Source organism: Mesorhizobium opportunistum WSM2075 (assembly GCF_000176035.2).
GTDB lineage: Bacteria > Pseudomonadota > Alphaproteobacteria > Rhizobiales > Rhizobiaceae > Mesorhizobium > Mesorhizobium opportunistum.
In genome coordinates this window covers 6,574,491-6,599,942 of sequence record NC_015675.1, presented here as the reverse complement: position 1 = coordinate 6,599,942, position 25,452 = coordinate 6,574,491, and the positions used below count along the sequence as shown (strand labels likewise).

The 25,452-nt window shown below is 60.3% G+C and carries 22 protein-coding genes and 1 pseudogene; 7 read left to right on the top strand and 16 right to left on the bottom strand.

Going from position 1 to position 25,452, the window contains the following annotated elements:
• Positions 1 to 21: 21 nt before the first annotated feature.
• From MESOP_RS31615 to MESOP_RS31555, 13 genes are all read right to left on the bottom strand, one after another.
• Positions 22 to 906, bottom strand: coding sequence for an SIR2 family NAD-dependent protein deacylase (locus tag MESOP_RS31615; protein WP_013533515.1), 885 nt, complete (start codon positions 904 to 906; stop codon positions 22 to 24).
• Between the two features lie 39 nt (positions 907 to 945).
• Entirely contained in the window at positions 946 to 1,158 is a 213-nt protein-coding gene (gene nifT, locus MESOP_RS31610; RefSeq protein ID WP_013533514.1) for a putative nitrogen fixation protein NifT, read from the bottom strand.
• On the bottom strand, positions 1,158 to 1,475 hold the full coding sequence (locus tag MESOP_RS31605) for a nitrogen fixation protein NifZ (protein ID WP_013533513.1): 318 nt from the start codon (positions 1,473 to 1,475) through the stop codon (positions 1,158 to 1,160). Before MESOP_RS31605 ends, nifT begins: the two co-directional genes overlap by 1 nt.
• 76 nt (positions 1,476 to 1,551) lie before the next feature.
• Positions 1,552 to 1,746 (bottom strand): 4Fe-4S binding protein, encoded by a 195-nt coding sequence (locus MESOP_RS31600; protein ID WP_013533512.1) that lies wholly within the window; start codon positions 1,744 to 1,746, stop codon positions 1,552 to 1,554.
• Between the two features lie 31 nt (positions 1,747 to 1,777).
• Positions 1,778 to 3,259 (bottom strand): nitrogenase cofactor biosynthesis protein NifB, encoded by a 1,482-nt coding sequence (gene nifB / locus MESOP_RS31595; protein WP_013533511.1) that lies wholly within the window; start codon positions 3,257 to 3,259, stop codon positions 1,778 to 1,780.
• Positions 3,260 to 4,019: 760 nt separating this feature from the next.
• Entirely contained in the window at positions 4,020 to 4,319 is a 300-nt protein-coding gene (locus tag MESOP_RS31590) for a ferredoxin family protein (protein WP_013533510.1), read from the bottom strand.
• 12 nt (positions 4,320 to 4,331) lie between these two features.
• Positions 4,332 to 5,639, bottom strand: coding sequence for an FAD-dependent oxidoreductase (locus MESOP_RS31585; protein ID WP_013533509.1), 1,308 nt, complete (start codon positions 5,637 to 5,639; stop codon positions 4,332 to 4,334).
• Between the two features lie 11 nt (positions 5,640 to 5,650).
• Positions 5,651 to 6,760 (bottom strand): electron transfer flavoprotein subunit alpha/FixB family protein, encoded by a 1,110-nt coding sequence (locus MESOP_RS31580; protein WP_013533508.1) that lies wholly within the window; start codon positions 6,758 to 6,760, stop codon positions 5,651 to 5,653.
• Between the two features lie 18 nt (positions 6,761 to 6,778).
• Entirely contained in the window at positions 6,779 to 7,627 is an 849-nt protein-coding gene (locus MESOP_RS31575) for an electron transfer flavoprotein subunit beta/FixA family protein (protein WP_013533507.1), read from the bottom strand.
• A 181-nt stretch (positions 7,628 to 7,808) separates the two neighbouring features.
• Positions 7,809 to 8,189: a nitrogenase stabilizing/protective protein NifW gene (nifW, locus tag MESOP_RS31570; RefSeq protein ID WP_013533506.1), complete on the bottom strand. Its 381-nt coding sequence runs from the start codon at positions 8,187 to 8,189 to the stop codon at positions 7,809 to 7,811.
• Entirely contained in the window at positions 8,189 to 9,253 is a 1,065-nt protein-coding gene (locus MESOP_RS31565) for a beta/alpha barrel domain-containing protein (protein WP_013533505.1), read from the bottom strand. The genes nifW and MESOP_RS31565 overlap by 1 nt, the downstream gene beginning before the upstream one ends.
• Positions 9,250 to 10,467 (bottom strand): cysteine desulfurase NifS, encoded by a 1,218-nt coding sequence (gene nifS, locus MESOP_RS31560; RefSeq protein WP_013533504.1) that lies wholly within the window; start codon positions 10,465 to 10,467, stop codon positions 9,250 to 9,252. Before nifS ends, MESOP_RS31565 begins: the two co-directional genes overlap by 4 nt.
• Before the next feature lie 177 nt (positions 10,468 to 10,644).
• Positions 10,645 to 10,965 carry a HesB/IscA family protein gene (locus MESOP_RS31555; RefSeq protein WP_013533503.1) on the bottom strand — a complete coding sequence of 107 codons (321 nt, stop codon included), beginning with the start codon at positions 10,963 to 10,965 and terminating at the stop codon, positions 10,645 to 10,647.
• Between the two features lie 318 nt (positions 10,966 to 11,283).
• On the opposite strand from MESOP_RS31555, the gene MESOP_RS31550 reads away from it, so the two are divergent.
• The 7 genes and pseudogenes from MESOP_RS31550 (at position 11,284) to MESOP_RS31525 (ending at position 19,984) form a co-directional block, all read left to right on the top strand.
• A complete protein-coding gene (locus tag MESOP_RS31550; RefSeq protein WP_013533502.1) occupies positions 11,284 to 12,345 on the top strand; it encodes a hemin-degrading factor in 1,062 nt (353 codons plus the stop codon).
• A 1,190-nt stretch (positions 12,346 to 13,535) separates the two neighbouring features.
• Positions 13,536 to 14,792 (top strand): cytochrome P450, encoded by a 1,257-nt coding sequence (locus MESOP_RS31545; protein WP_013533500.1) that lies wholly within the window; start codon positions 13,536 to 13,538, stop codon positions 14,790 to 14,792.
• A 2-nt stretch (positions 14,793 to 14,794) separates the two neighbouring features.
• Positions 14,795 to 14,965, top strand: a pseudogene (locus MESOP_RS36475) (ferredoxin); the annotation flags it as partial.
• A 105-nt stretch (positions 14,966 to 15,070) separates the two neighbouring features.
• On the top strand, positions 15,071 to 15,661 hold the full coding sequence (locus MESOP_RS31540; RefSeq protein ID WP_013897121.1) for a nuclear transport factor 2 family protein: 591 nt from the start codon (positions 15,071 to 15,073) through the stop codon (positions 15,659 to 15,661).
• Between the two features lie 369 nt (positions 15,662 to 16,030).
• On the top strand, positions 16,031 to 17,632 hold the full coding sequence (locus MESOP_RS31535; RefSeq protein WP_013533498.1) for an SDR family oxidoreductase: 1,602 nt from the start codon (positions 16,031 to 16,033) through the stop codon (positions 17,630 to 17,632).
• A 263-nt stretch (positions 17,633 to 17,895) separates the two neighbouring features.
• Positions 17,896 to 18,948, top strand: coding sequence for an LLM class flavin-dependent oxidoreductase (locus MESOP_RS31530; protein WP_013533497.1), 1,053 nt, complete (start codon positions 17,896 to 17,898; stop codon positions 18,946 to 18,948).
• A 433-nt stretch (positions 18,949 to 19,381) separates the two neighbouring features.
• Positions 19,382 to 19,984 carry a nitrogen fixation protein NifQ gene (locus tag MESOP_RS31525; protein ID WP_013533496.1) on the top strand — a complete coding sequence of 201 codons (603 nt, stop codon included), beginning with the start codon at positions 19,382 to 19,384 and terminating at the stop codon, positions 19,982 to 19,984.
• Positions 19,985 to 19,996: 12 nt separating this feature from the next.
• Here the strand turns inward: MESOP_RS31525 and rpoN are convergent, their stop codons facing one another.
• The 3 genes from rpoN to MESOP_RS31500 all read right to left on the bottom strand — a co-directional run bounded on the left by rpoN (position 19,997) and on the right by MESOP_RS31500 (position 25,145).
• Complete coding sequence (rpoN, locus tag MESOP_RS31520) at positions 19,997 to 21,343, bottom strand: RNA polymerase factor sigma-54 (protein WP_013533495.1); 1,347 nt, start codon at positions 21,341 to 21,343, stop codon at positions 19,997 to 19,999.
• Positions 21,344 to 21,512: 169 nt separating this feature from the next.
• Positions 21,513 to 22,046, bottom strand: a complete 534-nt coding sequence (locus MESOP_RS31515; RefSeq protein ID WP_013533494.1) for a peroxiredoxin — start codon at positions 22,044 to 22,046, stop codon at positions 21,513 to 21,515.
• 1,878 nt (positions 22,047 to 23,924) lie between these two features.
• Positions 23,925 to 25,145 carry an MFS transporter gene (locus MESOP_RS31500; protein ID WP_013533492.1) on the bottom strand — a complete coding sequence of 407 codons (1,221 nt, stop codon included), beginning with the start codon at positions 25,143 to 25,145 and terminating at the stop codon, positions 23,925 to 23,927.
• Positions 25,146 to 25,452 lie beyond the last annotated feature (307 nt).

Below are 25,452 nucleotides of genomic sequence, written 5' to 3'. Positions count from 1 at the left end.
CAAGTTGATCCAGGCGTTGGCTCAAGTCGTTGACCCGGCGAGTTGCGCCACGGCATCGCTGTCTGGCATGTCAATCACCGTGATCCCGCTTGCCCCAAGGAAACGCGCTTCGTTTCTGGTCAGCGTTTGTCCGTCCATGATCGCGTAACGTGGGCCTTCTGAGCGCTTCATGATCTGCCTGGCGTAAGTGCGCAGCATCTGATCATTGAAGCGGCAGCCGACGAAAAAAAACCCCCGGTCGGTGCGCCGTTCCTTGACCACGTCAGGGATAGGGGTCTGGATGTCGATCTCGGTCAGGGCTTCGACATAGTCGGAATCGGCTATGAGGAAATTTGCGGCCGGCCTGATACTGCCATGAGGCGCATAGAGAACCGTCTTTGTCGCTGCTCCGGGCTCGAGCTCCGTCCCGAACAAGTCGTAGGTTCTGGTCCAAATGTCGCGAGTTTCGTTCGCCCGGGTGACGCCTTGGATCTCGGCGACGTCGGTTCGGCCGGCCTCAGCCAGCGCCGCCCTCATGGCGCCTTCGTACCAGCTGTCGACGATGAGGGAGAGCGGGAGCTTTGCGAGCCAGTTGTGGAGGGGCGTCGGCGCCGTCGGCCCCGCGAATATATCTGCCATCCAGGCTTGAAGTGTGCGGCGATGCCGGCGCTGCTCGATGAATTGCGCGACCGACCACATGTTGGTGCGGATCTTCGAGGGAGCTGTGGCCCGGGTGTTGAGTGCGGCGGCGACGGCCTCTGGGGTGCACGGTACAGGCGGCTCCGCTGAGCTTAGCCGCAGCAGACCCGGACCGAGATACGGGATCATCTGATCGTAGACGAGCGCTCGTCTGGCCAGTTCAAGCAGCTTTCGGGCAAAACTGTCGCGGACGACGAAGAGGTGGCCCGAGGTCGGGATCGTGTTCATGCTCTTTTTCCTCTTGACGCCTTTCATTGAGGGTCAGCGTCAGCCCTCGTCGGGAAGCTTCCTTGCCTCGACAGTGATCGGCAGGCGCGTATGCGGCGGAAGATCGGGTAGAAGGAGCCGCCACCCGTTCCTGAGCGTTACGACGCCGCCCCAGAGGTCTTGCTTCTCGAGCTCGATAATCGGCTCTTCGAGATCCTTTTTGGGGATGTACGCCGACAACCCGGAATCGGTCCTGCGGATCATAACTTTCATCAGGCCGTCCCTTGCTTCGCGTTTTCTTCGGCCCTACGGGCAAGGTCGGCCCTGTCGAGGCTCATCAATTCGCGCGCTCGCATGCCAACGACCGTGCCACGGTCGATCCATTCGACGGCATAGATGAAGAACTGCTGTAGAAAGGTGCCGATGTCGCGCACATAACCCTCTTCACCCTTGCGCACGAGATTTTCGCCGATCTCCCTGCCAGGATAGGTGCCGTCGTTCTTGACGTGACGAGTGGCACGGACCCGCTCCCCCGGCCTGAATTGGGGAGGCCTGCGGATTTCGACCTCCTGTTCGCGTGCGAGGCGCATGGCGGTTCCTTGTTTGTTTGAGGCCAGAGTTATTGATGAGGCGCGCAGGCTTTCTCGGAAGCAGCCCTATGCCGGGTCAGGCAGGAACGCAGGTCTTCGGCACCGGGCATACCGAGGCACATTGTTGCGTGTCGAATTCTCCCTGGCATTCTGTGCACTTCTGCGGCTCGACCACGTAGCTCTCGCCTTTGAACTTGATCGCACCAGACGGGCATTCGAATTCGCAGGCGCCGCATTGCGTGCATTGGGATGCGATGATCTTGAAAGCCATTTTGACTCCTGTTCGAGTGGAATGAGACGGCTCAGGCGTTCGCCGCGAGGGCCGGGACGCCGGACTCGCCGGCGTAAATCGCGCCGATTGCCGTTTCGATATAGTCATGGCCATAAGCGTCGGTTGCTCGGATACCGGCGTCCGCCAACTTATCCTTGGGGCAGTTTCCAATCTTGGCGCAAAGCACGATGTCTACGCCTTCCAGCGCGGCGATGACGCACTCGAGAGTGTCGTTCTCGCCCCAACCGCCGAGGCAATACTGCTCAACCTTGCGGTGCCCGACAAAGTTGATACCTATCGGCGAGGCTTCATACACCTGGAACTCCTTGGCATGGCCGAAGTGTTCGTTGACGCGGCCACCGCCCCTAGTCGCCACCGCGACGACCAGGGACTTGCCGGAGCCGGCTGCCTTGACCATTCCAATCGCTTCGCTCCTGGCCGCCAGGTGATCACGGCGCTCGTCCGCGACCAGCTCCCGATAGGCTTCGCGCTTGCCGGCATCATAGGTGAGCTCGCCAGGAATCTGGTCGATCGTGAATTCCTGGCCACGATCCTCGCCGAGCAGGCCGACGGCATCTGCCCGGCACTGCCGGCAGTGGCGCATCAGCTTGGCGCCGCCTTGAAGACGATCCTGAAGAGCCCTCATCTCCAGTGCATTTGGGCCGCGCTGCCCGGTCAGTCCGTAGTACGTGCCGTGAGCCGGGTCTGAAATCAGGGGCATGACGTTGTGCAGGATCGCGCCGCGCTGCTTGACCTGCTTGTTCACCTCAACCAGGTGCTGGTCGTTCACCCCGGGGATCATCACCGAATTAATTTTGGTGAGGATGCCGCGCGCGCTCAGCATCTCCAAGCTCAGCATCTGTCGCTCGTGCAGGATCCTGGCGGCTTCGATGCCGACATAGCGGCGGTGGTCGTAAAAGATCCAGGGATAGATCTTTGCTCCGATTTCCGGATCGACCATGTTGATGGTGATCGTCACGTGATCGACATTCATGTCGGCAAGCTCGGCGACATGGTCCGGCAGCGCGAGCCCATTGGTAGAGATGCAAAGCTTGATGTCGGGGATTTCCCTGACGACGCGTTCGAACGTCGCCTTTGTCTTCTCCCAGTCGTAGCAGGCATCGCCCGGTCCGGCGATGCCCAGCACGGAAAGCTGCGGCACTTCGTTGGCGACCGCGATAACCTTGCGTACCGCCTGGTCGGGCGTCAGCTTTTCCGAGACAACCCCAGGCCGGCTTTCGTTGGAGCAGTCATATTTGCGATTGCAATAGTTGCATTGGACATTGCACGCAGGCGCGACAGCGACGTGCATGCGCGCGAAATAGTGATGCGCCTCTTCAGAAAAGCACGGATGATCCTTGATCTTGTCCCAGACAGCCGGATCCAGATCGTCCGGTCTTGTCGACGACCCGCAGGAGGTAGATACGCAGCCACCCGAATTCGCGCTCGCCAGCAACTGGTCGGAGAGCTTCGTCTCGGTCAGGCTCTCAACCGAAATTGCCGGTGCGGACATTGAACGGCTCCGTTGCGGGTTAACGTCGCGGTTCAAAGCGCAAGCGCAATGCCAACTAAAAAGGCGGCACTATGATCGGCAATTGGCTTTCGCGTCGGATATCATGAGGCTGCTCCGACATAAATTTGTCGGACCTCGGACAGCGGCAGCCGCATAAGGTGAGGAAGGCGACTACGGCCGGACATCATTGAGAGACAGAAATCCCGTGTCGATCCCTTCACCCGTGAGCGCCTCGGCACAACGTTCTCGACCGGTCTCCGACGAAGATGTCGATCTCGGCGACTGTGAACTCATCGGCGGTGAAGGTGTCGCCGCATACTGTGTCGGCATGGTTCCAGCTAGGAGAGTGCGTGCCTCCCCTTTACTCTCGTCCAGACGCCCGCATGGGCTCCTCATGATCGCGATCAAGAGCGTGATCATCGTCAGAGACCGAGCAGCTTGGCCCTGGCACGGACAGTTCCCGCGCACCTGGCGCAGGGGTATGGTCTTGTTCTCGACATCGTGAGAACGCTGGAATTTCTTCACCTCGATGTCATGTCGGCGCAAAGCGTATCCGACCTGCCGCGTTCGTTAACCCGGTCCGGCGGTATGTGAGCCCTGGAAACACCTCAGGAGTTGTGGTCCAATGCTCCCCCCAAGTAGCATTCATTCAATTCTGGAAGTACACTGTTCACCCGCCCCCCTTTGCGAGGATGGTGCCAGAAGCGGTTGGCGCTTGTGGTAACTTCAGGAGTACACACGTGCCCTATGCAAACGCGGATCATCCGAACTTGAAGAGGACACCGAAGCCACCGCGCGGATAGTTCCATTCGATCTCGCCGCTGGCCTCGCACAAGACGCGGCAGGTGCCGCACTCCATGCAGCCATCAGCGGTGATTTCAACCTGACCTTTGTCGTTCGACTCATAGCATTTCGCTGGACAGACGAGGGTCAGCGCGACCAGATTCGCGCTTGGTTGCTCGTGCGGTCGCACCTTTATATGCGGACGGCCGGAGTCCACCAGATAGCGGTTCTGGTAAAGCTTGTCCTCTACACGCAAGTTCGTCACTGGGTTTGCCATGTGGTCAGTGCCTCACCGCCACGCCAATGCCAGGCGGATAGCGTCCCTGACCAGACCCAACCGCGATCGCGCCTTGATGAAGGCTGCGGTAGTAGCCCTTTCCTTCTCGATCTTTGGCGTGCCGTCGACCCGCATGAAGTTCTGCGCGGCTTGCGACATTAGCCGCGGGTAGGTCGTGAAGAAATTGCCGGCGTTATTATGGAGTAAGGCTGGCATGTCTTTGTATTTCCGCAGGTCCTTCACCACGAAGGATTCGTCCAGCATCGTCTTGTAAAGGGCGAGGTTCCGTTTGGTCATGGGATCGTTGCGTCTCTTGACTTGGATGATAGCTTCAGCCGCAATGCGACCGGAGGTCATGGCGAGGTTCGAACCCTCGCGGTGAATGGCGTTGTTCAATTGCGCAGCATCGCCAACAACGACCCAACCGTCGCCAAAGAGCTGCGGAATTGCCTTGTAGCCACCTTCAGGAATGAGATGCGCCGCGTATTCCTTCACCTCCGAGCCGGCGATCAGCGGCCGGATCGAAGGATGGTTTTTTAGCGCGTCCAGGAGGGCGTAAGGGCTCTCCATCTTCGCGGTGAAATCCGAGACGAGGCAGCCGATGCCCAGTGAGATCGATTCCTTGTTGGTGTAGAGGAACCCGAGCCCGGCCATGTCGTGGGATATCGTGCCGACTGCCTCGATCACGCAGCCTTCACTCCCTTTGACGCCGAACCGCTGCTCAATGACCTCTTCGGGCAAGAAATGCATTTCCTTGACGGCCAGCGCCACGGCTTCCGGCGTCAGCATCTTGCGCAGGCCGCCTCGCGTGCCAAGCAGCCCGCAGACACCTTCTGCAAGAACAACGACATCCGCGTAGATCGCTCCGCCAGCCCGATCTGTCCGGACCCCGATCACCTTGCCCTTGTCGTCACGCACGAGTTCCGTCACGGTCGTCTCGCACAGAAGCGTCGCGCCCGCCTGGCGCACCCTGCGCGAAAACCACTTGTCGAACTGGGCACGGATGATGGTATAGCGATTGGGGCTCACCTCGTTGAAGTCCTCAGACCGATAGTGAATCCCGGTGTGGGAGGTCTCGTCCATGACCCATAGCCGCTGTTCGACCAGATGCCGCTCCAGAGGTGCATCATCGCGGAAATCCGGGATGATCTTCTCCAGCATGTTCGCGTACATGATGGCGCCCTGAACATTCTTGGAGCCCGGATATTCACCTCGCTCCAACTGGAGCACCTTCAAGCCGTCGCTTGCCATGGTGTAAGCAGCTGCGTTCCCGGACATGCCGGCTCCGATAACAATGGCGTCGAATTCTTCGTTGATCATCTCCATCTCCCTTAGCTCGCAAGCTTGTCGCGGCTGTGCGGTGACAGCCGCCGGGTGAAGGCCTCGGTGAGCGCGGGGAGGAAGCGGACCGCATCGGTGACGATCCCGAGGTGAGCGAAATCGAAAATCGGAGCGTTCGGGTCGGTGTTGATGGCCACGATGAGATCGGCTGCCTCAACCCCAACGCGGTGCTGGATCGCGCCAGAAATACCAGCCGCTATGTAAAGCTTCGGCCGGATTGTCTTGCCAGTCTGGCCGATCTGCCGATCCGCCGGCATCCAGCCCTTTTGGACCAGCGGCCGCGAACAGCCAAATTCGGCGCCAATCGCTCGCGCGAGACTCTTCACAAGCTGCAGGTTCTCCGCCCCGCCGAGGCCGAGCCCTCCCGCAATCACCACATCGGCATAGGCGAGATTGGCTGTGCCTGACTGGCTATCCGGCAGGAAGCCGAGGATTTTGGTGACGATTTCATCCTCGGCCAGTGACAGCTTGTGCGCGATGACGCGCCCGATCGCTCTGTCCGCCCGCTGCGGCATGGGCATGACCCTCGGTCGCACCGTCGCCATCTGCGGCCTGTAGTTCAGCGTGTATATCGTGCATAGCAACGAGCCCCCGAAAGTCGGACGGGTCGCGGCCAGCGAACCGTCGGCATCCACATCGAGTTCGGTGCAGTCGGCCGTGAGCCCTGTTAGCAAGGTCGTCGCGACGGACCCGGCGAGATCCCTGCCGAGCGTGGTCGCTCCAAGAAGCAGAATCTCGGGTTTGTAAGTATCAACCAAATCGGTCATCGCCTTGGTGAAAGGCTCATTCCGATAGTCGGCGAGCAGCGGCGACTCGATGAAGTAGACAAGGTCGGCGCCATAGGCGAAGGCTTCGGCGACCGCGTTCTGGGTGGCTTCTTCCGGCGGTCCGAGCACAACGCCCCCGAGCTGGACGCCAAGTTTGTCTGCCAGCTTGCGGCCCTCACCAAGCAATTCGAAGGACACGGAGTGGACCTGGCCGCGTTCAAGCTCGATGAAAACCCAAACGTGCCGATAGGCCCTGAAACGCTCGGGCAGCTCCTTCGTCATCCCGGCACGGCCGGCGGGCGGGCGGGGAGTGTCTGGGTTCGCGCTCGACATATGGTCTGCTCCTTGCCGTCAGGCGCCGTCGAAGGCGAGTTCCGGTTCCAGTGCCGGCTGGCGGGTGAAAATTGCAACAATCAGTTCGTCGGCGAGATCGCGCAGCGTCTTCTCGGCCGTGTCAATTTGCGCTGCCTTTTCCGACCGCGCGGTAGGGGCGAAAACGCGTCTGACGACCGTCGGCGAGCCACGCAAGCCGCACTTGGTGAGGTCCTCAATGCCCGCCTCGGCCGCACTCCATTTCACCACCTGCCTCCGCGCAGCGCTCAATGCGTCTTCGATCGAGCCCCGACGCATCTCGTTGGTGCCTTCCAGCATTGTGATGAGGCAAGGCAGCTTGCTCTTCAGCGTCTGCGTCCCACCCTCGCAACGACGCTCCACCGTGATCTCGCGCGCAGCAAGATCGATGGTAGCGATTCTCGCGACATAGGTGAGTTGGCTGAGATCGAGACGCTTGGCGATGCCGGGCCCGACTTGCGCGGTGTCGCCGTCGATCGTCTGCTTGCCCGTGAAGACCACGTCCGGCGTGCCGAAGGTTTCGCCGATCTTCGCGATTGCCTGGGAGAGAGCAAGTGATGTCGCCAGTGTGTCGGAACCGGCAAAATAGCGGTCGGTCAAAAGCACCGCGCGATCGGCGCCGTAGCCAAGCGCTTTGCGCAGGGAGTCCTCTGCCATGGGCGGACCCATGGTGAGCACGGTGACCTCGCCGCCATAAGCGTCGCGTAGCCTGAGAGCTTCTTCGAGGGCGAATAGGTCATAGGGGTTAATGATGGTCGGCACACCCTGGCGCATGATGGTGTTCGTCACCGGATGGACCCGTATCTGTGCCGAGTCCGGCACCTGCTTAATGCTGACGACGATGTGCATTGGCGTTTCTCTACGCTGTTATCCGGATGCGGGCTGGCGGTGCGAGTTCTTGGCTGCATCATTCGTGCCAAGTGCTTTGCGGCCCTGTTCCCCTAAGTTCGGGCTGCTCATTACGGATGGTGCCGTTGCGATCCCGAATTTGTCGACTTCTTGACATTGTCGCGTCGCGTCTATGTCGCGATCATTCCCTGCCGAACGGCTTCAGGACGGAATCGAAAGGAACGAAAGCGCGGCGTGTCGTGCAAGCTTTATCCGGATCGTGATCTTTGAGCACCTTGAAGACCCGGTGCGTGAGCGGCGAGGAAACCGCGAAGTCCCCGTAAGCCCGTTCCAGCAGGGCGCGCACGCGCGCGGCGATCACCTGGTCGGGCAGACCGGAGAAATCTTCCTCAGCAAGGTATTGTCCCACACGCTTCATGATATGAAGCCGTGAAACGTTGAGCACCTTCGGATCATAGGCGACGCCAAGGACAGAGAAGAACTCCTCCGCGGCCGACACTCCTTTCAGTCGCGTAACGATATCGGTGACATCGATGGGACGGCCGTCAGCGGAACAGGTCATTACATTCTCCCTTGTCGGAAAACTGTTGGGTCAAATACGAAAAACTCTGATCTACAGCCGCGAAAATCCGCAGTTTGATGACGAGGTGGGCTGAGCCAGCGAGGCCGCAAGGCTGGGCGCCCCGGTGCCCGGGCGTGGCGAACAGGCGCCATGCGCAGCGCCGAGCAGTGCGAGATGGGCTCGATTATTGCCGCATTGGCTCTCGATCTGCCGGGCTCCGACCTGGGTGGGACCGAGGTCTTGTTGCTGGCATCTATGAGGAGATCGGCCAGACGCGGCCGGATCATGCCCCTTGATCTCCGGAGGGCTTTGGAGGGCACAGCCCCGACGATCGGCTTGGTGGCGGCTGTCGGTCGGCGTGACGCCTGCGCCACCTTGGCTGCCAGGGCGGGCAATGCGGTCAGGTCGATGCCAGCATGTGCGTGCTGGAGGACAGCCAACGCGGCGGCCACCTCTTCCAGCGCGGCATTGCCCCCGCGCTCGCTGAGTCCAAGGAGGGTGACCGAGGCATGGCGCGCGCCGGCGCGGATCGCCGCCAGCTGGGCGACAAGCTCGAAGGTCGAAAAGGGGTCGAGAACGCCGGCTGTGTCAGCCAGCCTCACGCGCCTTGCGCCGGCGCGCGCCGCCGTCATGATAACGCGCCCGAGATGATCCCGGTCGGCCCGTGAAGCATCCTCGCAGCCAACGGCGACGGAGGAGCCGCTGGCGGCTGCGCGCCCGACCATATGTTCGATAAGCTGGAGCGCTCCCGCCCGATCGAGGCCGAGCTTGGTGGCAAGTTGGATGTTCGATGCAGAAAACGACAGATTGACGGCCCGGACCCCGCTCTCGATCGCTGCTTCGAGATCCGGTGAGGTCATCCGGCACCAGGCCGTGAGCCGCACCGAGAGGCTGCGCGCGACCTCGTCGGCGCCCATTGCCGGCGTGCCGATCTCGATCTCAGGGACGCCGGCTGCTGCAAGCGACTCAGCGATCTCAAGTTTTTCCGCCACGGTGAAGGCAACGCCGGGTGCCTGCTCGCCGTCGCGCAGAGTCGTATCCTTGAGAAAGACCTGACTGCTCATGAATGGTCGCCGGAGCTTCCGGCGCTGAGACAGGGACCGCATTGAAGGTCTTCGGCACTCCGCCCTTCCGGCGCAGAACTGAGGGACGCGCGCAGCTTCTCCACCATGGCAGGCAAGACCTCGAGCACCCGGTCCACGTCGTCTTGGTCGTTGTCACGCGAGAACGAGAAACGGACCGCCCCATGTGGGATGTTCATCGCCCTCAGCACATGGCTCGGCTGTGCACAGCCAGAGGTGCAGGCGGAGCCTGAGGAACAGGCGATACCCACGCGGTTGAGGAGATGCAGGATTCCATCACCTTCGATACGTTCGAAGGCGATGTTTGCGGTGTTCGGCAAGCGCTCGACGGGATCGCCGTTGACGAAGGTGTTTGGTACACGCTGAAGAATCCCGTTCTCCAGCCGGTCGCGTAGCCACTTTATCCGTGTGGTCTCATCATCCATGAATTTCAGGGCGAGTTCGGCTGCCCTGCCGAGCCCGACTATGCCGGGCGTGTTTTCGGTTCCCGCACGCCGGTCTCTCTCTTGGTGACCGCCTTTGATCAGCGAGTGGAAGCGCACACCGCGCTTGAGGAAAAGTGCGCCGACGCCTTTCGGTCCATGCAATTTATGGCTGGAGAGCGATAGCATGTCGATAGCGGTCGATTTCAGGTCCATAGGGAGCTTGCCGACCGCCTGCACGGCATCGGTGTGGAAAAGGGCGCCGACTTCCTTCGCCAATTCGGCGAGCTTTGCGACGGGGAAGATCGTACCAGTTTCGTTGTTGGCCCACATGATCGAGACGATTGCCACGTTTGAGCTGAGGGCTGCCCGGTAAGCGTCAATGTCGAGCCGGCCATGGTGATCCACCGGGATCCTGTGCACCTTGACCCGGCGCGTCTGCTCAAGATGTGCGCAGAGCGCCAGCACTGCGGGATGTTCAACGGCGGACGTCACGATTTCTGTTCGGTCAGGCATCACCTCGAGCGCCGAAAGAATGGCCGCGTTGTCGCTTTCCGTCCCACCCGAGGTGAAGGTGATCTCGTCATCAAACGCCGCGCCGATCAGCGCCTGCAGCTGCCGCCGCGCGTTTCTCAACGCGGCGCCGGCAAGGGTGCCAAGACCGTGCGCCGACGAAGGGTTGCCGAATTGATCCGTAAGGAAGGGCAACATCGCTTGAACGACCTCGGGATCGACCCGTGTCGTTGCGTTGTTGTCGAGATAGAGAACTGTCATGGGTGTGGTCTCCAATCGAGCGGAATGACGTTAAGCGCAAGGACTCATCGCGCTTGCAGCCGCCGTTGATAGCCGAGACGATCCAGAGCCGGTGCAGCACCCACAAATTGATTTAGACCGGCGCCGCCGTCGCGATCGACGAGCTCACCTCCCGGGCCCTCTCTCCTGCTTCGACGATCAGCTGAAGGACTTGCCGCATGAGCACTTCGCTCGCGCGTTAGGGTTATCGAAGACAAAGCCGGAGGATTCGAGCCCCGTGACGAAGTCGACGGTCATGCCGGCGACATGCGGTTGGGAGCCGGCGTCTAAGAACACCTTGATCCCATCTGTCTCGAGGATCGCGTCGCCCTCGCGCGGGACGCTCTCCAAACCGATTGAGTATTTGAAGCCGGAGCAGCCGCCGGGCTGAACCATGATGCGAAAGCCTTCTGCGGGCTCAGTAGCGGCGGAAAGAGCGGTCTTGACCGCGGCAACGGCCTTGTCGGTGAGCGTAATCATGGCTCGCTTATCCTGGTGCGTGACGATTTTGCGGATCACCATGCATGGTCCGTGCCAATGGGAAAAGCGGCGCTGGAACAGTGCGACATCGCTAACACTGCCGCGATTCCGGTTCGGAATTGCTGCGAAGGCGTCCGGCAATCGACACGTATTGTCGAATTTGTCGCGTCCGCCACAGGGGCTGGGCCCGAGTTCCCGCCGAGCTGGCACGTAAGCCAGTTTCCGAGATGCTTTCGGCAAATTGGCACGAGTTTTGAGGCTCCCTTTTGGCGAGGACTAACGCTCCTGACCGACAGTATGGGCAAGCAGAGGTAAGACATGCACCAGCGCGAGAAACCTTCGCCAGAGAGAATCCGGCGGGCACGCGAAGACAGCCCCAAAATCCGCGACCGCGATCTCGCTGGCCAATTGGGCATCTCGGAAGCGGAGCTCTCCGCGGCACATTGCGGTTTTGGCACTGTGCGCATCGAGCCACGCGTCAATGTTGTTCTAACCGCTCTCGAGGCGGTCGGCGAGGTAATGGCGCTGACCAGCAATGATAGTGCCGTGCATGAGAAGATAGGCATCTACGACAAGGTGCTCACCGGCAACCATCACGCCATGGTGCTCGGCAATGACATTGATCTGCGCATCTTCCCGAAGGTGTGGGCGCATGGCTTTGCCGTCGAGACACGCGAAGGCGGGGAGATCCGCCGCAGCCTGCAATTTTTCGACGCCGCAGGCGAGGCAGTGCACAAGGTGCATCTGAGGCCGTCCTCAAACCTCTGTGCCTATCAAAGACTGACAGACGAGCTCCAATCCTCGAACCAGGAGCCGATTGTATCGGTTAAGACGAGGTCAGCCGAAAACGAGGCAAAGATTCCGGACCAAGCCGCTACCATCGACGACCTGCGGGAGCACTGGAGCCAGCTGACCGACGTACACCAGTTCTTCGGCATGCTCAAGACGCTGAACCTCAGGCGCCGCCGGGCGGTCCGCATGGTCGGCCAGGACTACGCCTGGCTGCTTGACAATGCTGCAATTGGCGGCATGTTCCATCGTGTCGCCGAGGACGAGATGCCGATCATGTGCTTTGTCGGCAATCCTGGCTGCATCCAGATCCATTCCGGCCCGATCAAGTTGGTCAGGCAGATCGGGCCTTGCATCAACGTACTCGACGCCACTTTCCACCTGCATCTCAGGACCCAGCACATCCGCGAGGTTTGGGCCGTGCGCAAGCCGACCAGGGACGGCCACGTCACGTCACTCGAAGCCTATGGCGCCGACGGCAATATGATCATCCAGTTTTTCGGGACGCGCAGGGAAGGCGAGCCCGAGCGCGACGACTGGCGGTTACTGACCGAGAACCTGCCGCGCTTTACCAATTCAACCGCCGCTTGAGGTAGGACCGATGCATATTGATTTCCGTTTTCGCTCGGCGTCCGCGCCGCTACTCTGGATTCTGCTGACCACCTCTCCGCCTGCCGAGGCCAACGAGAGCACAGCTGTCTTTTGCGACCCGTCGCGGATCGCCTCGACCGTAGTCTCCAGCCCCAGAGCGCTACACCCGTGGCGAGCTAGCCCTCAATGGTTCCGTTGCGATGTCCCAGAACCGGAAGCTGCCCCTGGTCTAATGCGTCAGCTGTACGTCGATCGAACGTCCAACATCCCGGCCCTGTACGGCGCCGGGTGGCATCAAGTGGTCGAGGTGAAATCGATCGGTCCCCTCGTCCAGTTTCCAGAGGGATGGCTCCACAAAGGCGTGCTCGAATGATCCATAAGGTCGGCAACCCCGTCGGCGTCTAATGCCAAGTCCGCAAGGGTAGCGTGCGAGATGGATGCAAAGCTGAACGCCGCCCGAAGCAGACCGTATCATCAAAGAACGCCAGCGCATCCTGTTCGTGCTATCGGAGCAGGGCAGTTAGATTCTCGGCCCGGGGCGGCGACGCAGCAGACCACGGCCTGGTTGCCGGTACGACGAGTGCGGTCGAGGATTTCTCCGGCGAGCAGCAGCTGTCCGACGAGGCGATCGTCACCGCCAGGCGAGGTGATCCTGACGCAGAAGAATGTCGGGGCGCAATCTTCAGAGCTCAGCCGTTTGCGGCCTCGCGATAGCCTCGGCGGATGTAGGCCTTCTTCTCACGAGCGCGCAGGCTCATCATGGTCAGCGATCGTTCCTGCGAACTGATCGCTGTCAGCAAATCCAACCTTGCCTGCGAACCGTCGATTACCACCGCAAAGCCGCTCGCTCCCTACAGCGCTGGTGGAGAGCGCGCTCGCGAGCGGCTTCGCTACCGCCGAGCCACACCCGGTCTGGGAGGGACCTCGTTCGATCCTTAGGCAGCTTCCACCAGGCTCCTCGTTAGCTTCTATGCGCAACGTTGTCATGTCTGGAACGGACAAGAATGTCGAAAGCCCTACCAGGCGTCGCCCCATACCGGGTCGCCACTACGATATATGAGCGGGCGCCAACGGTGCCCCTATTCGGCACGCGATTTGCTCAATGTCATCTGAGGCGATGTCGGCAGTGCGTCACGCAGCTCAGCGGTATCTCAGTCGAGCGCGTAAACGCCTGAACGCAGGAGAACCAAATGGTAGCCAACCCGGTTCCAGATCATGTCCCCCCGGAAATGGTGGGCGACTTCAGTCTTTTTACCTCGCCATGCATGTCCCCGACGCCCAACGGCGATCCGCACGCAGCAGTCGCTTGCGTGCATGCCGGGCCGCCGATCTTTTATTCGCCTTGGAACACGCGGGCCGGACAGGGTACTTGGGTCATCACTCGCGCGGCAGATCAGCGCCGGGTGCTGCAGGAGACCGAAGTCTTTTCCAGTCATCGCAGCATCTTCGCATCTGCATTGGGCGAAGACTGGCCGATGATCCCGCTCGAACTCGATCCACCGTACCATGGAGTCTTTCGCTCACTGCTCAATCCGCTGCTTTCGCCACAGCGTGTAGCGGAATTTGAACCAACTATCCGCGAGCGAGCGATAACGCTCATCGACAGCATCGCCTCGCGGGGCACGAGCTGCGACGTGATGAAGGATTTCGCCTTTCCCTTCGCGGTCAACATCTTCCTTCGCTTTCTCGGACTGCCGGATCACCGTCTCGATACATTTGTCGGCTGGGCGAAAGATCTGCTCCACGGCGACGATCTGAGACGGCCGGCGGCTGCTCGGACTATTGTGGCGTTCATCGACGAACTGGCGGCCATGCGCCGCAAAGAGCCCGTCGACGACTTCATGAGCTTCATCGTGCATGCACAGGTCGAGGGTCGCGGGCTGACGGACCAGGAGGTCCGTGGCATTGGCGTGCTTACCTTCGTTGCGGGGCTCGACACCGTCGCTGCAGCCATTGGCTTCGACTTGGCCTATCTCGCGCGCAACCTCGAAGATCAGGAATTGCTGCGGAACGAACCGGACCGGATTGTGCTCGCAGCCGAAGAGTTGCTGCGCGCCTATCCGAGCGTTCAGATGATCCGTGTGGCACGGAAAGATATCGATTTCAAAGGCGCGCCGATCCGCAAGGGAGACTTTGTTTCCTGCGCCACGATGATTGCAAATCGTGACCCCACGGAATTTGAGGCCCCCAACACGGTCGATCTGACGCGAGAGGGCAACCCTCACGCCGCCTTTGGCTATGGTCCCCACCGCTGCCTTGGCTCTCATCTCGCCCGGCGGGAAATTGTCGTTGGGCTGGAGGAGTGGATGGCGCGCATACCGCCCTTTCGGATCAAGGAGGCAACAGCACCCATCACCCATGGCGGCCATGTGTTCGGGATCGAAAATCTGGTCCTGGATTGGGCTCGACCAAGGCCGCGCGGAACTGGGCACATACGTGGGAAGTAGCCGTGCGCATTATCGTTCACAAAGCCAGGTGCCAGGGTCATGCGCAATGCTCGGCGCGAGCGCCGGCAGTCTTCAAGCTGGATGAGGCGGGCTACATCCTACCTGGCGACATTGATGTTGCGGATGGGGAGCAACTGCTTGCGGCAGATGGGGTGCGATCCTGCCCCGAACTAGCGCTGGAAATAGACGATCCGCCTGCTGCGCGCCTAGTAGCCGAGGCCACGCGCAAACGGAAGACTCCGCTCCCGGAACAACTCAGAACCCCGGAATTTGCGACTATGGACCACGCAAAAACTACCGAACTACTCGACCGTGAGGCGATCCGCGACTGTCTGTATCGGTACTGCCGCGGGATAGACCGCGCCGATGAGGCAGCGCTGCGTAGCGCCTACTGGCCTGATGCACATGACAATCACGGGGCCTATCGCGGCTCGGCCGAGGGCTTCATTCGGTTTGCGCTCGGTGTGTTCAAGACCGGACCGCGCAACATCCATCAGATCACGAACGTCCTTGTCGAATTCATCAAACCGGCTCAGGCCGCAGTCGAGAGCTATTTCACCGCGCTGCAACGCGGACCGGACAAAGACGGAGAAATGCGCCAGATGCTGCTAAGCGGGCGCTACTGCGATCTGTTTCAAAAGAGGGCAGGCGAGTGGCGGATTGCCGATCGGACCGTCGTCTACGATTGGCTCGAGGAGCAGGTCCCAGCTGCGGTGCTTGAGACCGAACGGTTCGGCCCGCGACAGCCGATTGGAGCACCGTATCCGAACGATCCGGTCTACGCGATCGGAAAGCATCGCGTTGCTTCTCGCGATAATGCGTTCCCAGCTCCGAACGGGAAAACACATCGGTGGGACGATAATTTATGACAACTCTGCTACGCCACAGCAAGCTTAGCGACACCCTGCGCGGTAAAGATGCGGCCGCCAGGGTAGCCTTTCTGCCCCGCGACAGCGTGACCGCGACAGCGCTCTGGTCTGAGGCCACGAGCGCGCCGAGGCCGGTCTACATCGATTTGCTGGACTTTGGCAGAGCCGCTCATCGAGGCAAGCACCTGTGCTTGAGGCGTCGGACACACATTCGGCTATCCAACCGAGAGTTGGATCGCAGCCAATGGGGAGGACGCCTGTCTGGGAACGCACGCGACCGGCACCAGCACAGGGTGCTCTACGGGGGCGCACCATTCCGCCGCACCACGTCGAGGACAGAGAATTCAGAGACTCCTGGAGAAAGTTCCCATGAAGCATGCAGGACGGGTCGTCATCATAACAGGCGCCGCGGGCGGAATCGGCCGTGCCCTGGTCGATGTTCTTGCCGCAGATCAAGACACTATCGTTGCGGTGGACCTTCCTGGGAGCGGCGTGTTTGAACTGGCCCGCGATCTCGGCGAGCAGCACCTTGGCCTCGAGTGCGATGTCTCGCGAGAGGGAGATATCCTCGCGCTCTATGGCCGGGTCGAAGCACAGTTCGGGCAGATCGACGTCCTCATCAACAACGCCGCGGTGGGACCCAATGTGGCTGCCACTGTCGACACCGATGTCGACGCCTTCCGACGCCGCCTGGCAGTAAACCTGATTGGGCCGTTCCTCATGGCGCGCGAGGCGGCGAGGCGCATGAGGCCGGGAGGTGCCATCGTCAACGTCGCTTCGATGTCGGGCGTGGCCAGCAATCCCAGACGCCATGCCTACGCAGCCTCGAAAGCAGGCCTGATCTCGTTGACAAAGTCGCTTGCATGCGAATGGGCTTCTCGCGGCATCCGCGTGACGGCGGTAGCGCCGGGCTGCGTGCGCACGCCTATGACTGCAGAGCTGGAACGAGCAGGCAAAATGGACCTCTCGGCGATGCGCCGTCGCGTGCCAATGGGGCGCATGGCTCGGCCCGACGAGATCGCCCGGGCTGTGCGTTTTCTGGCAAGCGCACAGGCGCACTACGTCACGGGATCCGTGCTGGCGGTCGACGGCGGCTGGATGTCATTCAACCAACCTGGGGATGCCTGCCCTGAGGTGGAAGGCGTTCCCCTAAGCGAACTCTCCTGTCCGGCCCAACGCGCCGACGCGCGAGTGGTGCTCGTCACGGGTGGTGCGAACGGTATAGGCGCCGCCGTTGCTCGCCGTTTTGCCGCGAATGGTGATACCGTCGTGATCGCCGATAAAGACCGCACCGCGGCAACGCTCCTGGCTGCACTGCTTGGCGGAAAGAACATCGCGAAATCGGTAGATGTGGCCGTCGAGGCCGAGGTGGTGGCGCTGTTTGAGGAACTGAGGGAGCGCTTCGGGGGCGTCGATATCCTCGTCAACGGTGCTTCTGTCGTCGACACTTTTGTGGCTGGGATCGAACAAATGCCTGCAGACATCGAACGTGTCCTGCATGTCAATCTCACTGGCGCCTTCATTTGCGCGCGTGAAGCGATCAAAGCAATGCGCCCTGGCGGCGTGATCCTCAACCTCGGATCGATCAACAGTTTTCTGCCCTTCGCGCCGCGTCACGCCTACGGTGCCTCGAAGGCGGCGATGGACATGCTGACCCGATGCATGGCGGCCGAACTGGGGCCCGCCGGCATTCGCACAGCCACCGTCGCTCCTGGCTATATCCGCACTCCCGCCATTAGCGAGTTGGCGAAAACCGGCCATATCGACTTGGCAACGATCGGCCGACGGATCCCTTTGGGCAGGATGGGAAGGCCGGAAGACGTTGCAGATGCAGCGTTTTTCCTGGCTTCCTCCGACGCCTCATACATCAACGGCTCGATCCTCTATGTGGACGGCGGCTGGACCGCGTTCGGTGACGCAGGAAACGCCAGCGAACTCTACGACGAATGCTTTGCGGAGGCGGGTGTTTGAACGTCGACCATCGCTACGCAACCGGGCGCCGTCCATGAAAGCGGAGACCCTGGCTTGGGACGCGCCCGCGGCGCGGCCCCGATCCAAGATGTCGGCGGGGCAACGTCCCTCGGTATGGGGGCTCTCGCGCGTGCCTGCAACCGCGGATCGCAAAACTGCTTATCGTAACACTATGCCCCTGCCAGGCGCCCGATCCGAGGCAATCGCGTGTCTCGGATGAGCGCAGTTCCAAATTCGCCACCATCAGCAAACAAGGAAACATAGTGGAATTCGCCACCTTCATCCTGGCCGCCCAACGTGGGTATCATCAATCCCCCGAGATCGTTATCCGAAACTCGATCGAACAGGCCATCGTTTCGGAACAGGCCGGCTTCGGCACAGCCTGGTTCGCAGAACACCACTTCAACAACTACAGCCTGATCCCGTCGCCGTTGATGATGGTGGCCCACTGCGCCGGAGTGACGAGCACCATTCGCCTCGGCACTGCCGTCTGCGTTCTGCCGCTCTACAAACCGCAGCGTCTGCTCTCCGAGATCGGATTCGCCGATATCCTTGCGAACGGTCGCCTGGAACTCGGCGTCGGCTCTGGATACCAACAGTTCGAGTTCGAGCGCTTCGGCGTCAGTATCGATGAGGCGCCGGCCATCTTTTCGGAACACCTCGATATCCTTTTGAAGGGTCTCAACCAGAACATCTTCGAGCACGATGGCCACTATGAGAAAATACCCCCGACAGCGATTTCAGTATCCACCGTCCAAAGGCCGGCACCGCCCATCTGGATGGCCGGCGGGCCGGCCCGCATGAAACGGGCCTACCGAGAGGGTCACAATTTCTTTGTCACCGCATTCCACGACGGCCTGGCGAGCTTGAGCACGTTGCGCGGAGCAATCAAGGAGGCGGCGGCTTCCGAGGACAGGAATGTGACGGACGCCAGGATATCGCTGTTGCGTTGCTGCTACGCCAGCGATGACGAGGAGGAGATCAAAAGCTATCTCGACAACGCCCGTTTCCAGCGCCGCCTGTCCGAGGCGCTGCATCAGCGCCGGCAGCAGAGCCACGACGGCTATCTGCTGCAGGAAACGCCCACCCAGCAGGATCTGTCCTTCGGGGCAATGCGCAACAACCTGCCGATCGGCAGTGTGAATCGCGTGATTGATCGCTTGCTGGAAGAGATCGACATTCTGAATCCGGATCAGATCGCTATCCAGACCCAGTTGGGGGATTTCGACCAAAAGCTAATGCTGCGCCAGATCGAACTCTGGGGAGACAAGATCATTCCCGCAATCAACAAGGCGCTGGGTTATGCGCGCGTTTGAATTCATAAGGGGTCCAACTTCGTGCCGCAGCTTCTTTTTCGTTCCACTCGGCATAAACGATTTCAAATGGCACGTTCATGAACGGAACTTGGCGTGCTTTCGATGAGTGGCGCTGCCGTCACCTGGACGGCCCCAGATGGGGTTCCCCACTATCTCGCCTGCCGACGGGCGAGCCTTCACGGCTAACCCGTCGCTTCAGGACCTGCTCGCGCCGTCAGCCAATTTCACGGCGTCGTGTCCTGGGTGAAATTCTCGCCTGCCGACAGGCTGCAGGACGCGTTTCAAGGCGAGCTCAATTGCATGATCAAGGCGGTCGATTTCGTCGACCGCTCCATTGGGCACGAGCCTGGGCACACGTGTGCCCGAAAGACTGACTGACCCGCGTTGCGCTCGGCAGAGTGCTGCGTGAAGGCACAGACCAGGAGAACGGAACATGTCCGGTCAAAACGATGCGCATATCGGCACCGGCCAATGGCCGACGATCCAGCCGGAGAAGGAGTTCGACGAACATGTGCTTGCCTGCGTCTTCTCCTGTGCGTTCAAGGAGGTCGAGGCTGGCACGACAGTGGCGGAGTCAACAGGCCTTTCGCTTGCCGAGCTGCGCGAGGTCTTGCCCCGCAGTTTCCCTGGTACCGCGATGGCAGCATTCGCCTCGGCAGACGTCAGCGATGTTGAGCCGGGTATAGAGGAAGAACTTCTGCGCGGCCTGCTACTGGCACATGCCCGGGCGAGCCATCCGGCGAGCGCCCGCTTCGCTAAGATCCTCGCCCGGCGCGCCATGCATGATGGCCATCTGTGGCAGGACCTTGGGCTTCCCGACCGGGCCGAGCTCAACCGCCTTCTTGCCACACACTTTCCGACGCTGGCGGCCGGCAACACCCAAAATATGAAATGGAAGAAGTACTTTTACCGCAAACTCTGCGAGGCCGAAGGGTTTTCGCTGTGCACTGCGCCCAATTGTCGGGAATGCAGTGATTTCGAAAATTGCTTCGGCCCCGAGAGAGGCGAATGTGAAGAACGCGTCACACCGGTTTAAACGCCGCGTTCGTCACGAGGCCCTGAGGCCTTGATTACCGTTGTGCCACAAGCGTTTTTCCCGGCGCCGTTGTATGGAGGAGGGGACATTCATCGCCTCGCGATATTTTGCGACCGTGCGGCGAGCGAGATCGATACCGTCTTCCTTGAGCCGGTCAGCGATTTCATCGTCCGAAAGCACGTTCTCAAACGATTCTTCGGCGACCATTGCTTTGATCCTATGGCGGACAGCTTCGGCGGAGTGCGCGTCACCGCCTTCGGAAGAAGCGATCGCGACAGTGAAAAAGTACTTGAGCTCGAACACTCCACGTGGGGTGTGCATGTACTTGTTCGACGTTACCCGGCTTACAGTCGACTCGTGCATGTTGATCACGTCAGCGACCGCCTTGAGATTGAGGGGCCGTAGGTGGGCGACGCCATATTCCAGAAAGGCATGCTGCTGGCGCACGATTTCGTTCGAAACTTTGACGATCGTCTTGGCGCGCTGATCGAGGCTGCTGATTAACCAGAGCGCATTCTGTAAGCATTCGTTGAGAAATGTCATCTCTTTCGATTTTTTGCCGACTCGGCGTGAAACTTCCTTGAGATAAGTGTGTTTGATCAAAACCTTGGGCTGCGTGTTCGGATCAGGCTCGATCTGCCATCCACCTCCGGGCGAGGGAGTGGCCCAGACATCCGGCACGATGCATTCCGGCGCGCCCGAGTGGAATGCGTTTCCGGGCTTGGGGTCGAGCGCACGGATTTCCTGCAGCATGTCGAAAAGATCTTCGTCGTCGACGCCGCAACGCACCTTCAAAGTCCGAAAATCGCGTCGCGCAAGCACGTCAAGGTTGGCAGTCAAAGCCGCCATGGCCGGGTCGAACCGGTCTCGCTGGCGCAGCTGTATCTCAAGACATTCGCCGAGAGATCGTGCGAAAATCCCCGGCGGATCGAGGTGCTGCAAGATACCCAAAACTCGTTCCACTTCGGCCGGCGGGATGTTTAGCTTCCCGGCCAGCTCCGAAGCACTTGCCCCAAGCCAACCAGTGTCATCCAGATGTCCCGCAAGCACATTAGCAATCAGCCGCTCGTGCGGCGTGAAGGCGGTGAAGGAAATCTGAGAAGCGACATGGTCGTGCAACGTTTCTGGTAAGGCGACAAACTCCTCGAAGGCACGATGATCGCCAGGCGCGGTGCTCGATTTCCCTTGCCTGGGCAGATCCCGTCTCTTCGCATACTCCAGAAGGGGATTTCTCTCGAGCTCCTGGGCCACGAACTGATTCAGTTCGGGAATGTTCATTTGAAGCAGGCGAATCGACTGGATGAGTTGAGGCGATAATCCAAGAGACTGTTTCTGAAGTAGGCTCAACGACGATTTCATGGTCACTTATTCCTGTCCAAGAAGCTCTGACCGCGGCTGGTTTCGATCTCTCACAGGTCGACGCCTCGCATGCGCGTCACCTTTGAATGACCATCCCGGACGCGCCGCTTTAGAGCTTTGCCCTTGTGCAAGTGGCGTCCAAACGCAGCTGCACATCTTCGGCACCAGGTCATGCAGCGTCCTTCAATGTTTGAAGGACGTTCTGCGGGGATGAGACGCCATAGGGGTCGGTCCCGCAGTTGTCGGAGAAACCTTCCTCCTCAAACCACTGCTCCACCACGCCATTATTGACCAGAGCCGCGTAGCGCCAGGAGCGCATACCGAAGCCGAGATTGTCCTTGGCAACCAGCATGCCCATTTTGCGAGTGAACTCGCCTGAACCGTCGGGGATCAGCTCGACTTTCTGCAACCCCAAGGACTTCCCCCATGCATTCATGACAAAGGCATCGTTGACGGAGAGGCAGTAGATCGCGTCAATTCCCTCCTTCTTGAATTCCGCATAGAGATCTTCGAAATTCGGCAGTTGGTAGGTCGAACAGGTCGGTGTGAAAGCACCGGGCAGAGAGAACAGGATGACCCGTTTGCCGGCAAAGTAGTCGTCGGATGTTCTTTTTTCCCAGCGGTATGGATTTGGCCCCTGGACTGAATCATCGCGGACACGCGTAAGAAACGTGACGAAGGGAACCTTCTTTTTACCGGTCATCAATTTTCTCCTTGAAAGGAGGTGGCACTGGATTCTTGCAGGGGCTGGCGCAATACCGAGCTGCGGGTCTCGTGCATGGCATGATGCCGACGGCGCTCCCGATGCTTTCCCCATTCGGGTGTATGGGAACGGCCCGGCTCCAGGTGTTCTTCACCCGAACCGCATCGACGTGAGCGATTGGGGGACGCGGCTCCCGATTCATGGCAACGGCCCGGCTCCAGACCTTTCTCACCCGAAAGCCATCGATATGAGGGATGAGGGCACCTTCTAGCGCCGCGATTGGTCTTGCCGCGACTAGGGCGCCGGAGCCGGCATGGATCACCCACTCCTCATACCCGGGGTCAAAATGCTGGCAACCGGACATGACCAGCAGCGGGATGAGCATATGCGTCGCAAAAGTGATTCTCCGCGCCGCAGAGCGGCGTGGCTGAACTGGTTCAGCGTATTGGCTGGACTTGCCTGTTTCCGGCCGACGTGGGCTCCGCCGAAACTTTGAGAAGCCTCTGGGCCACTGACATGCTGATGCAAACCGATTTGTGGCAAATGCGCGAGCATCATCTGGCGTCTCGGCATCGAACCCCAGTTGCAAAGCCGCTTCGGAGGACGGATCTCCGAACCGGACGACGTCCCGATCTTCAGCGAGGACGGCCACCGTCGCCTTTGTCCATCGTTTGGAGCTTGGGGCGTCAGCCATGGTAGTCACCTTCTTCCTGGTTTGATGGGCTCTAAGCACAAGGCAGCAAGCGGCATGCCATTTCCAATGAAGCTGCTCCTGCACCAGCGCTATCGCTTCGAGACGACGTCTTCGCCAACCGGAGGTGCGCGCCAGAGCCGTCACGTCATCACACCGAACAAAAGTCCTGTGTAGAGAGGGTATTCACGCGTCCGGCGCCGGCTGGCAAAGGACGGGCCAGACAGGGCAAGCCCGGGCAATACCCCGCATCGGCCGGCACAGCGATTGCACAGTGTGTTTGCCCTGGCGTGTTTTTACGTGCGACTAACGTGAACGCAGGCCGGCAGCGCCACGATCCGGATTCGATAAGGATCGCTTTCGCTACGATCTTTACACGCTTGGTGTTCCTCTCGCCGAGCGTCCCTATCGAAATCTATTGTGTCGGAAACTGGACTAGAATTGTCGCAAAGCCGACCCAAAGGTCGCCAAGAAGCGTCCGCTGTTTGCGGGAACCGGCAGAACGCAACGGAGCGCCAACCGGGCACGCAAATAGCCAACAATCTTGTCAGTGGGACGTCTGCAAATTTCGAGGAGAGCCTCGGCTGCCCCTAAGGACGCTTGATGCAGGAGCGCATTGATCTTCCGCTCCAACTCAACTGAAAGGATTTCTGTGACCTATATCGGTCGCTATGCCTGGACAGGCACTAAATCGGCATTTCAAAACCGATGATTTGACGGGTCTCGCTAGCTCGCGCCGAAAAAGTTTGCTGCCCATTTGTGCCCGACGTTCAAACGCTCATTGAAGAGCAGATTGCGCCCTTATCTCCCAAGCTCGTCGGCGTCCACCAGCGGGACGAGTTCGTTGCCATGAAGTTGTCGGACATAGTCATTCGAGAGGTGAGACCGTCGTTGCGCTGACACCCTTGCAATATCAGGACATCGATGTCGGCGAAGATGGGCTGCGCAACCTGACCAAGTCCGCCCGGGCCGAGCGCTGATCGCTCGCTGTAGTCTCGGTGCAGGCCGGCAAGGCACCGGCGCTGGTCCATGCCCGTTGAAGAGCCGACGTGGAAGAGGCAGTACCGCGAATTAGGCGGCCGTCCTAGGCGAGACGAAGGCCTGGATCGAAAAAGTATCGTGGGCAGACCGCGTCGCGCGGCTGGTGCGAGTCCACCTCGACGGCGAGCTTCTCTCCCACCAGGCGGTTAGGTTGCGTGTTTCGGGTCGAATACGAACACTGTGAGTGCCGCGAGCAATGTGGCAATTGCGGTGTAGGCAAAGACACCCGTGACGTGGTCGGGATCATTCAGCAGCAGTCCGCCGAAAATCGCGCCGGCTGCGATGGCTACCTGGAACGTTGAGGTCATCAGCACGGCGGCGCTTTCGGCCTGCTCGGGGACGGCACGCAGCAGTATCCAAGTCTGCAACCCCACCGGCACCGCGCCGAAGGCAAAGCCCCATACGGAAACCGCAATCGCCGAGGCATAGGTCGATGCTCCAAACTTCAGCAACGAGACAGCGGCTATCGCCATAAGGAAGGATGGCAGGGCCGCGACTGCCTTGAGACTGTGTTTGGCCAGGAATGCTCCGGCAAAACTGCCGAAGAAGCCGCTTATGCCAGAAAGGAGCAACAATATCCAGATCCCGTTGGTACCGAGCTTGGGAGTCGTCTCGAGGAAGACCCGAATATAGCTGAAGCTGGTGAAGTGCCCAGAAGCGACCAGCAGTACGACCAAAAGTGCGACCTTGATGGTCGGATCTTTGGCCGCATCCAGCAGACTGCGGAATCCAGCCATTTCAACCGGAGGCAGCGTCGGCATCGTTAAAAGCAGCACCAGCAGCGTAACAGCATTAAGCACTGCGGTGAGCGTGAAGGCCACTCGCCATCCCAAGCTGCCGCCGACGACGGCGCCGAATGCAGGCACGCATACGAGAGCGACCGAAACGCCGGCGAGGATGATTGACATGGCGCGCGGCAGAAGATGATTTGGAACGAGCCGTATCGCCAGCGATGCCGAAATCGACCAGAAGCCTCCGAGCGCAATGCCGAGCATAACGCGTGCTGCCAGCAAAACCGGCAGCGACGACCCGACTGCCACCAGGAGGTTGGACAGGATCTGAAGCAGCATCATTGCCCACAGGACGGTCCTGCGGTCCAGGCGCTTTGTAATAATGGCCATCGTCGGCGCTGAGATCGCCGCAGCAATGCCCGTCGCTGTGATCGCATATCCAACCGCATCCACTGAGATACCGAGATCGTGCGCTATCAGCGTCAGCACGCTGGCTGGCAGACACTCTGCCGCCACCAGCCCGAAGGTGCCCAAAGCAAGCGAAATGACCGCACCCCATGCGGGAGGAGATAGTCGATCCGGCGTTTCTGGGCCGTGCAGAACAGTTTCGATAAGACCCGTCGCCGATTCGGTCATGAACATTCTCGCCCAACATGGGTTGGCTGCGATGATCCGAACTAAAGGCAAAAGCGCGCCATCGCTGCCCGACATCTTGTGATAGTAGGGCGTGCAATTTCGGTGCCGGTTCTCCGTGCCCGACGGGGGTGTCATCGTCGGCAGACGTCTCATCAGGCTGTTCTATGCCGACCACGGCTTCCGTCTCGAACCAGCCATGCGCGCCAGCAGTTCCGAGCACGGACGTCTGATGTTCCGTGACGGGACGACGCGAGCCGGTCGCTATGACCGCCGCCTTTAAGCAGCCAAAAACCGGCTCTGACTCAAA

Coding starts and splice junctions, on each gene's coding strand:
- MESOP_RS31515 (WP_013533494.1), bottom strand. CDS start 22,046: ATGACCGGTAAAAAGAAGGTTCCCTTCGTCACGTTTCTTACGCGTGTC.
- MESOP_RS31580 (WP_013533508.1), bottom strand. CDS start 6,760: ATGTCGAGCGCGAACCCAGACACTCCCCGCCCGCCCGCCGGCCGTGCC.
- MESOP_RS31575 (WP_013533507.1), bottom strand. CDS start 7,627: ATGCACATCGTCGTCAGCATTAAGCAGGTGCCGGACTCGGCACAGATA.
- MESOP_RS31500 (WP_013533492.1), bottom strand. CDS start 25,145: ATGACCGAATCGGCGACGGGTCTTATCGAAACTGTTCTGCACGGCCCA.
- MESOP_RS31525 (WP_013533496.1), top strand. CDS start 19,382: ATGTCCGGTCAAAACGATGCGCATATCGGCACCGGCCAATGGCCGACG.
- MESOP_RS31535 (WP_013533498.1), top strand. CDS start 16,031: ATGAAGCATGCAGGACGGGTCGTCATCATAACAGGCGCCGCGGGCGGA.
- MESOP_RS31585 (WP_013533509.1), bottom strand. CDS start 5,639: ATGATCAACGAAGAATTCGACGCCATTGTTATCGGAGCCGGCATGTCC.
- nifW (WP_013533506.1), bottom strand. CDS start 8,189: ATGACCTGTTCCGCTGACGGCCGTCCCATCGATGTCACCGATATCGTT.
- MESOP_RS31565 (WP_013533505.1), bottom strand. CDS start 9,253: ATGAGCAGTCAGGTCTTTCTCAAGGATACGACTCTGCGCGACGGCGAG.
- nifS (WP_013533504.1), bottom strand. CDS start 10,467: ATGACAGTTCTCTATCTCGACAACAACGCAACGACACGGGTCGATCCC.
- MESOP_RS31550 (WP_013533502.1), top strand. CDS start 11,284: ATGCACCAGCGCGAGAAACCTTCGCCAGAGAGAATCCGGCGGGCACGC.
- MESOP_RS31540 (WP_013897121.1), top strand. CDS start 15,071: ATGGACCACGCAAAAACTACCGAACTACTCGACCGTGAGGCGATCCGC.
- MESOP_RS31615 (WP_013533515.1), bottom strand. CDS start 906: ATGAACACGATCCCGACCTCGGGCCACCTCTTCGTCGTCCGCGACAGT.
- nifT (WP_013533514.1), bottom strand. CDS start 1,158: ATGAAAGTTATGATCCGCAGGACCGATTCCGGGTTGTCGGCGTACATC.
- MESOP_RS31545 (WP_013533500.1), top strand. CDS start 13,536: ATGGTAGCCAACCCGGTTCCAGATCATGTCCCCCCGGAAATGGTGGGC.
- MESOP_RS31555 (WP_013533503.1), bottom strand. CDS start 10,965: ATGATTACGCTCACCGACAAGGCCGTTGCCGCGGTCAAGACCGCTCTT.
- MESOP_RS31605 (WP_013533513.1), bottom strand. CDS start 1,475: ATGCGCCTCGCACGCGAACAGGAGGTCGAAATCCGCAGGCCTCCCCAA.
- MESOP_RS31600 (WP_013533512.1), bottom strand. CDS start 1,746: ATGGCTTTCAAGATCATCGCATCCCAATGCACGCAATGCGGCGCCTGC.
- nifB (WP_013533511.1), bottom strand. CDS start 3,259: ATGTCCGCACCGGCAATTTCGGTTGAGAGCCTGACCGAGACGAAGCTC.
- rpoN (WP_013533495.1), bottom strand. CDS start 21,343: ATGAAATCGTCGTTGAGCCTACTTCAGAAACAGTCTCTTGGATTATCG.
- MESOP_RS31590 (WP_013533510.1), bottom strand. CDS start 4,319: ATGGCAAACCCAGTGACGAACTTGCGTGTAGAGGACAAGCTTTACCAG.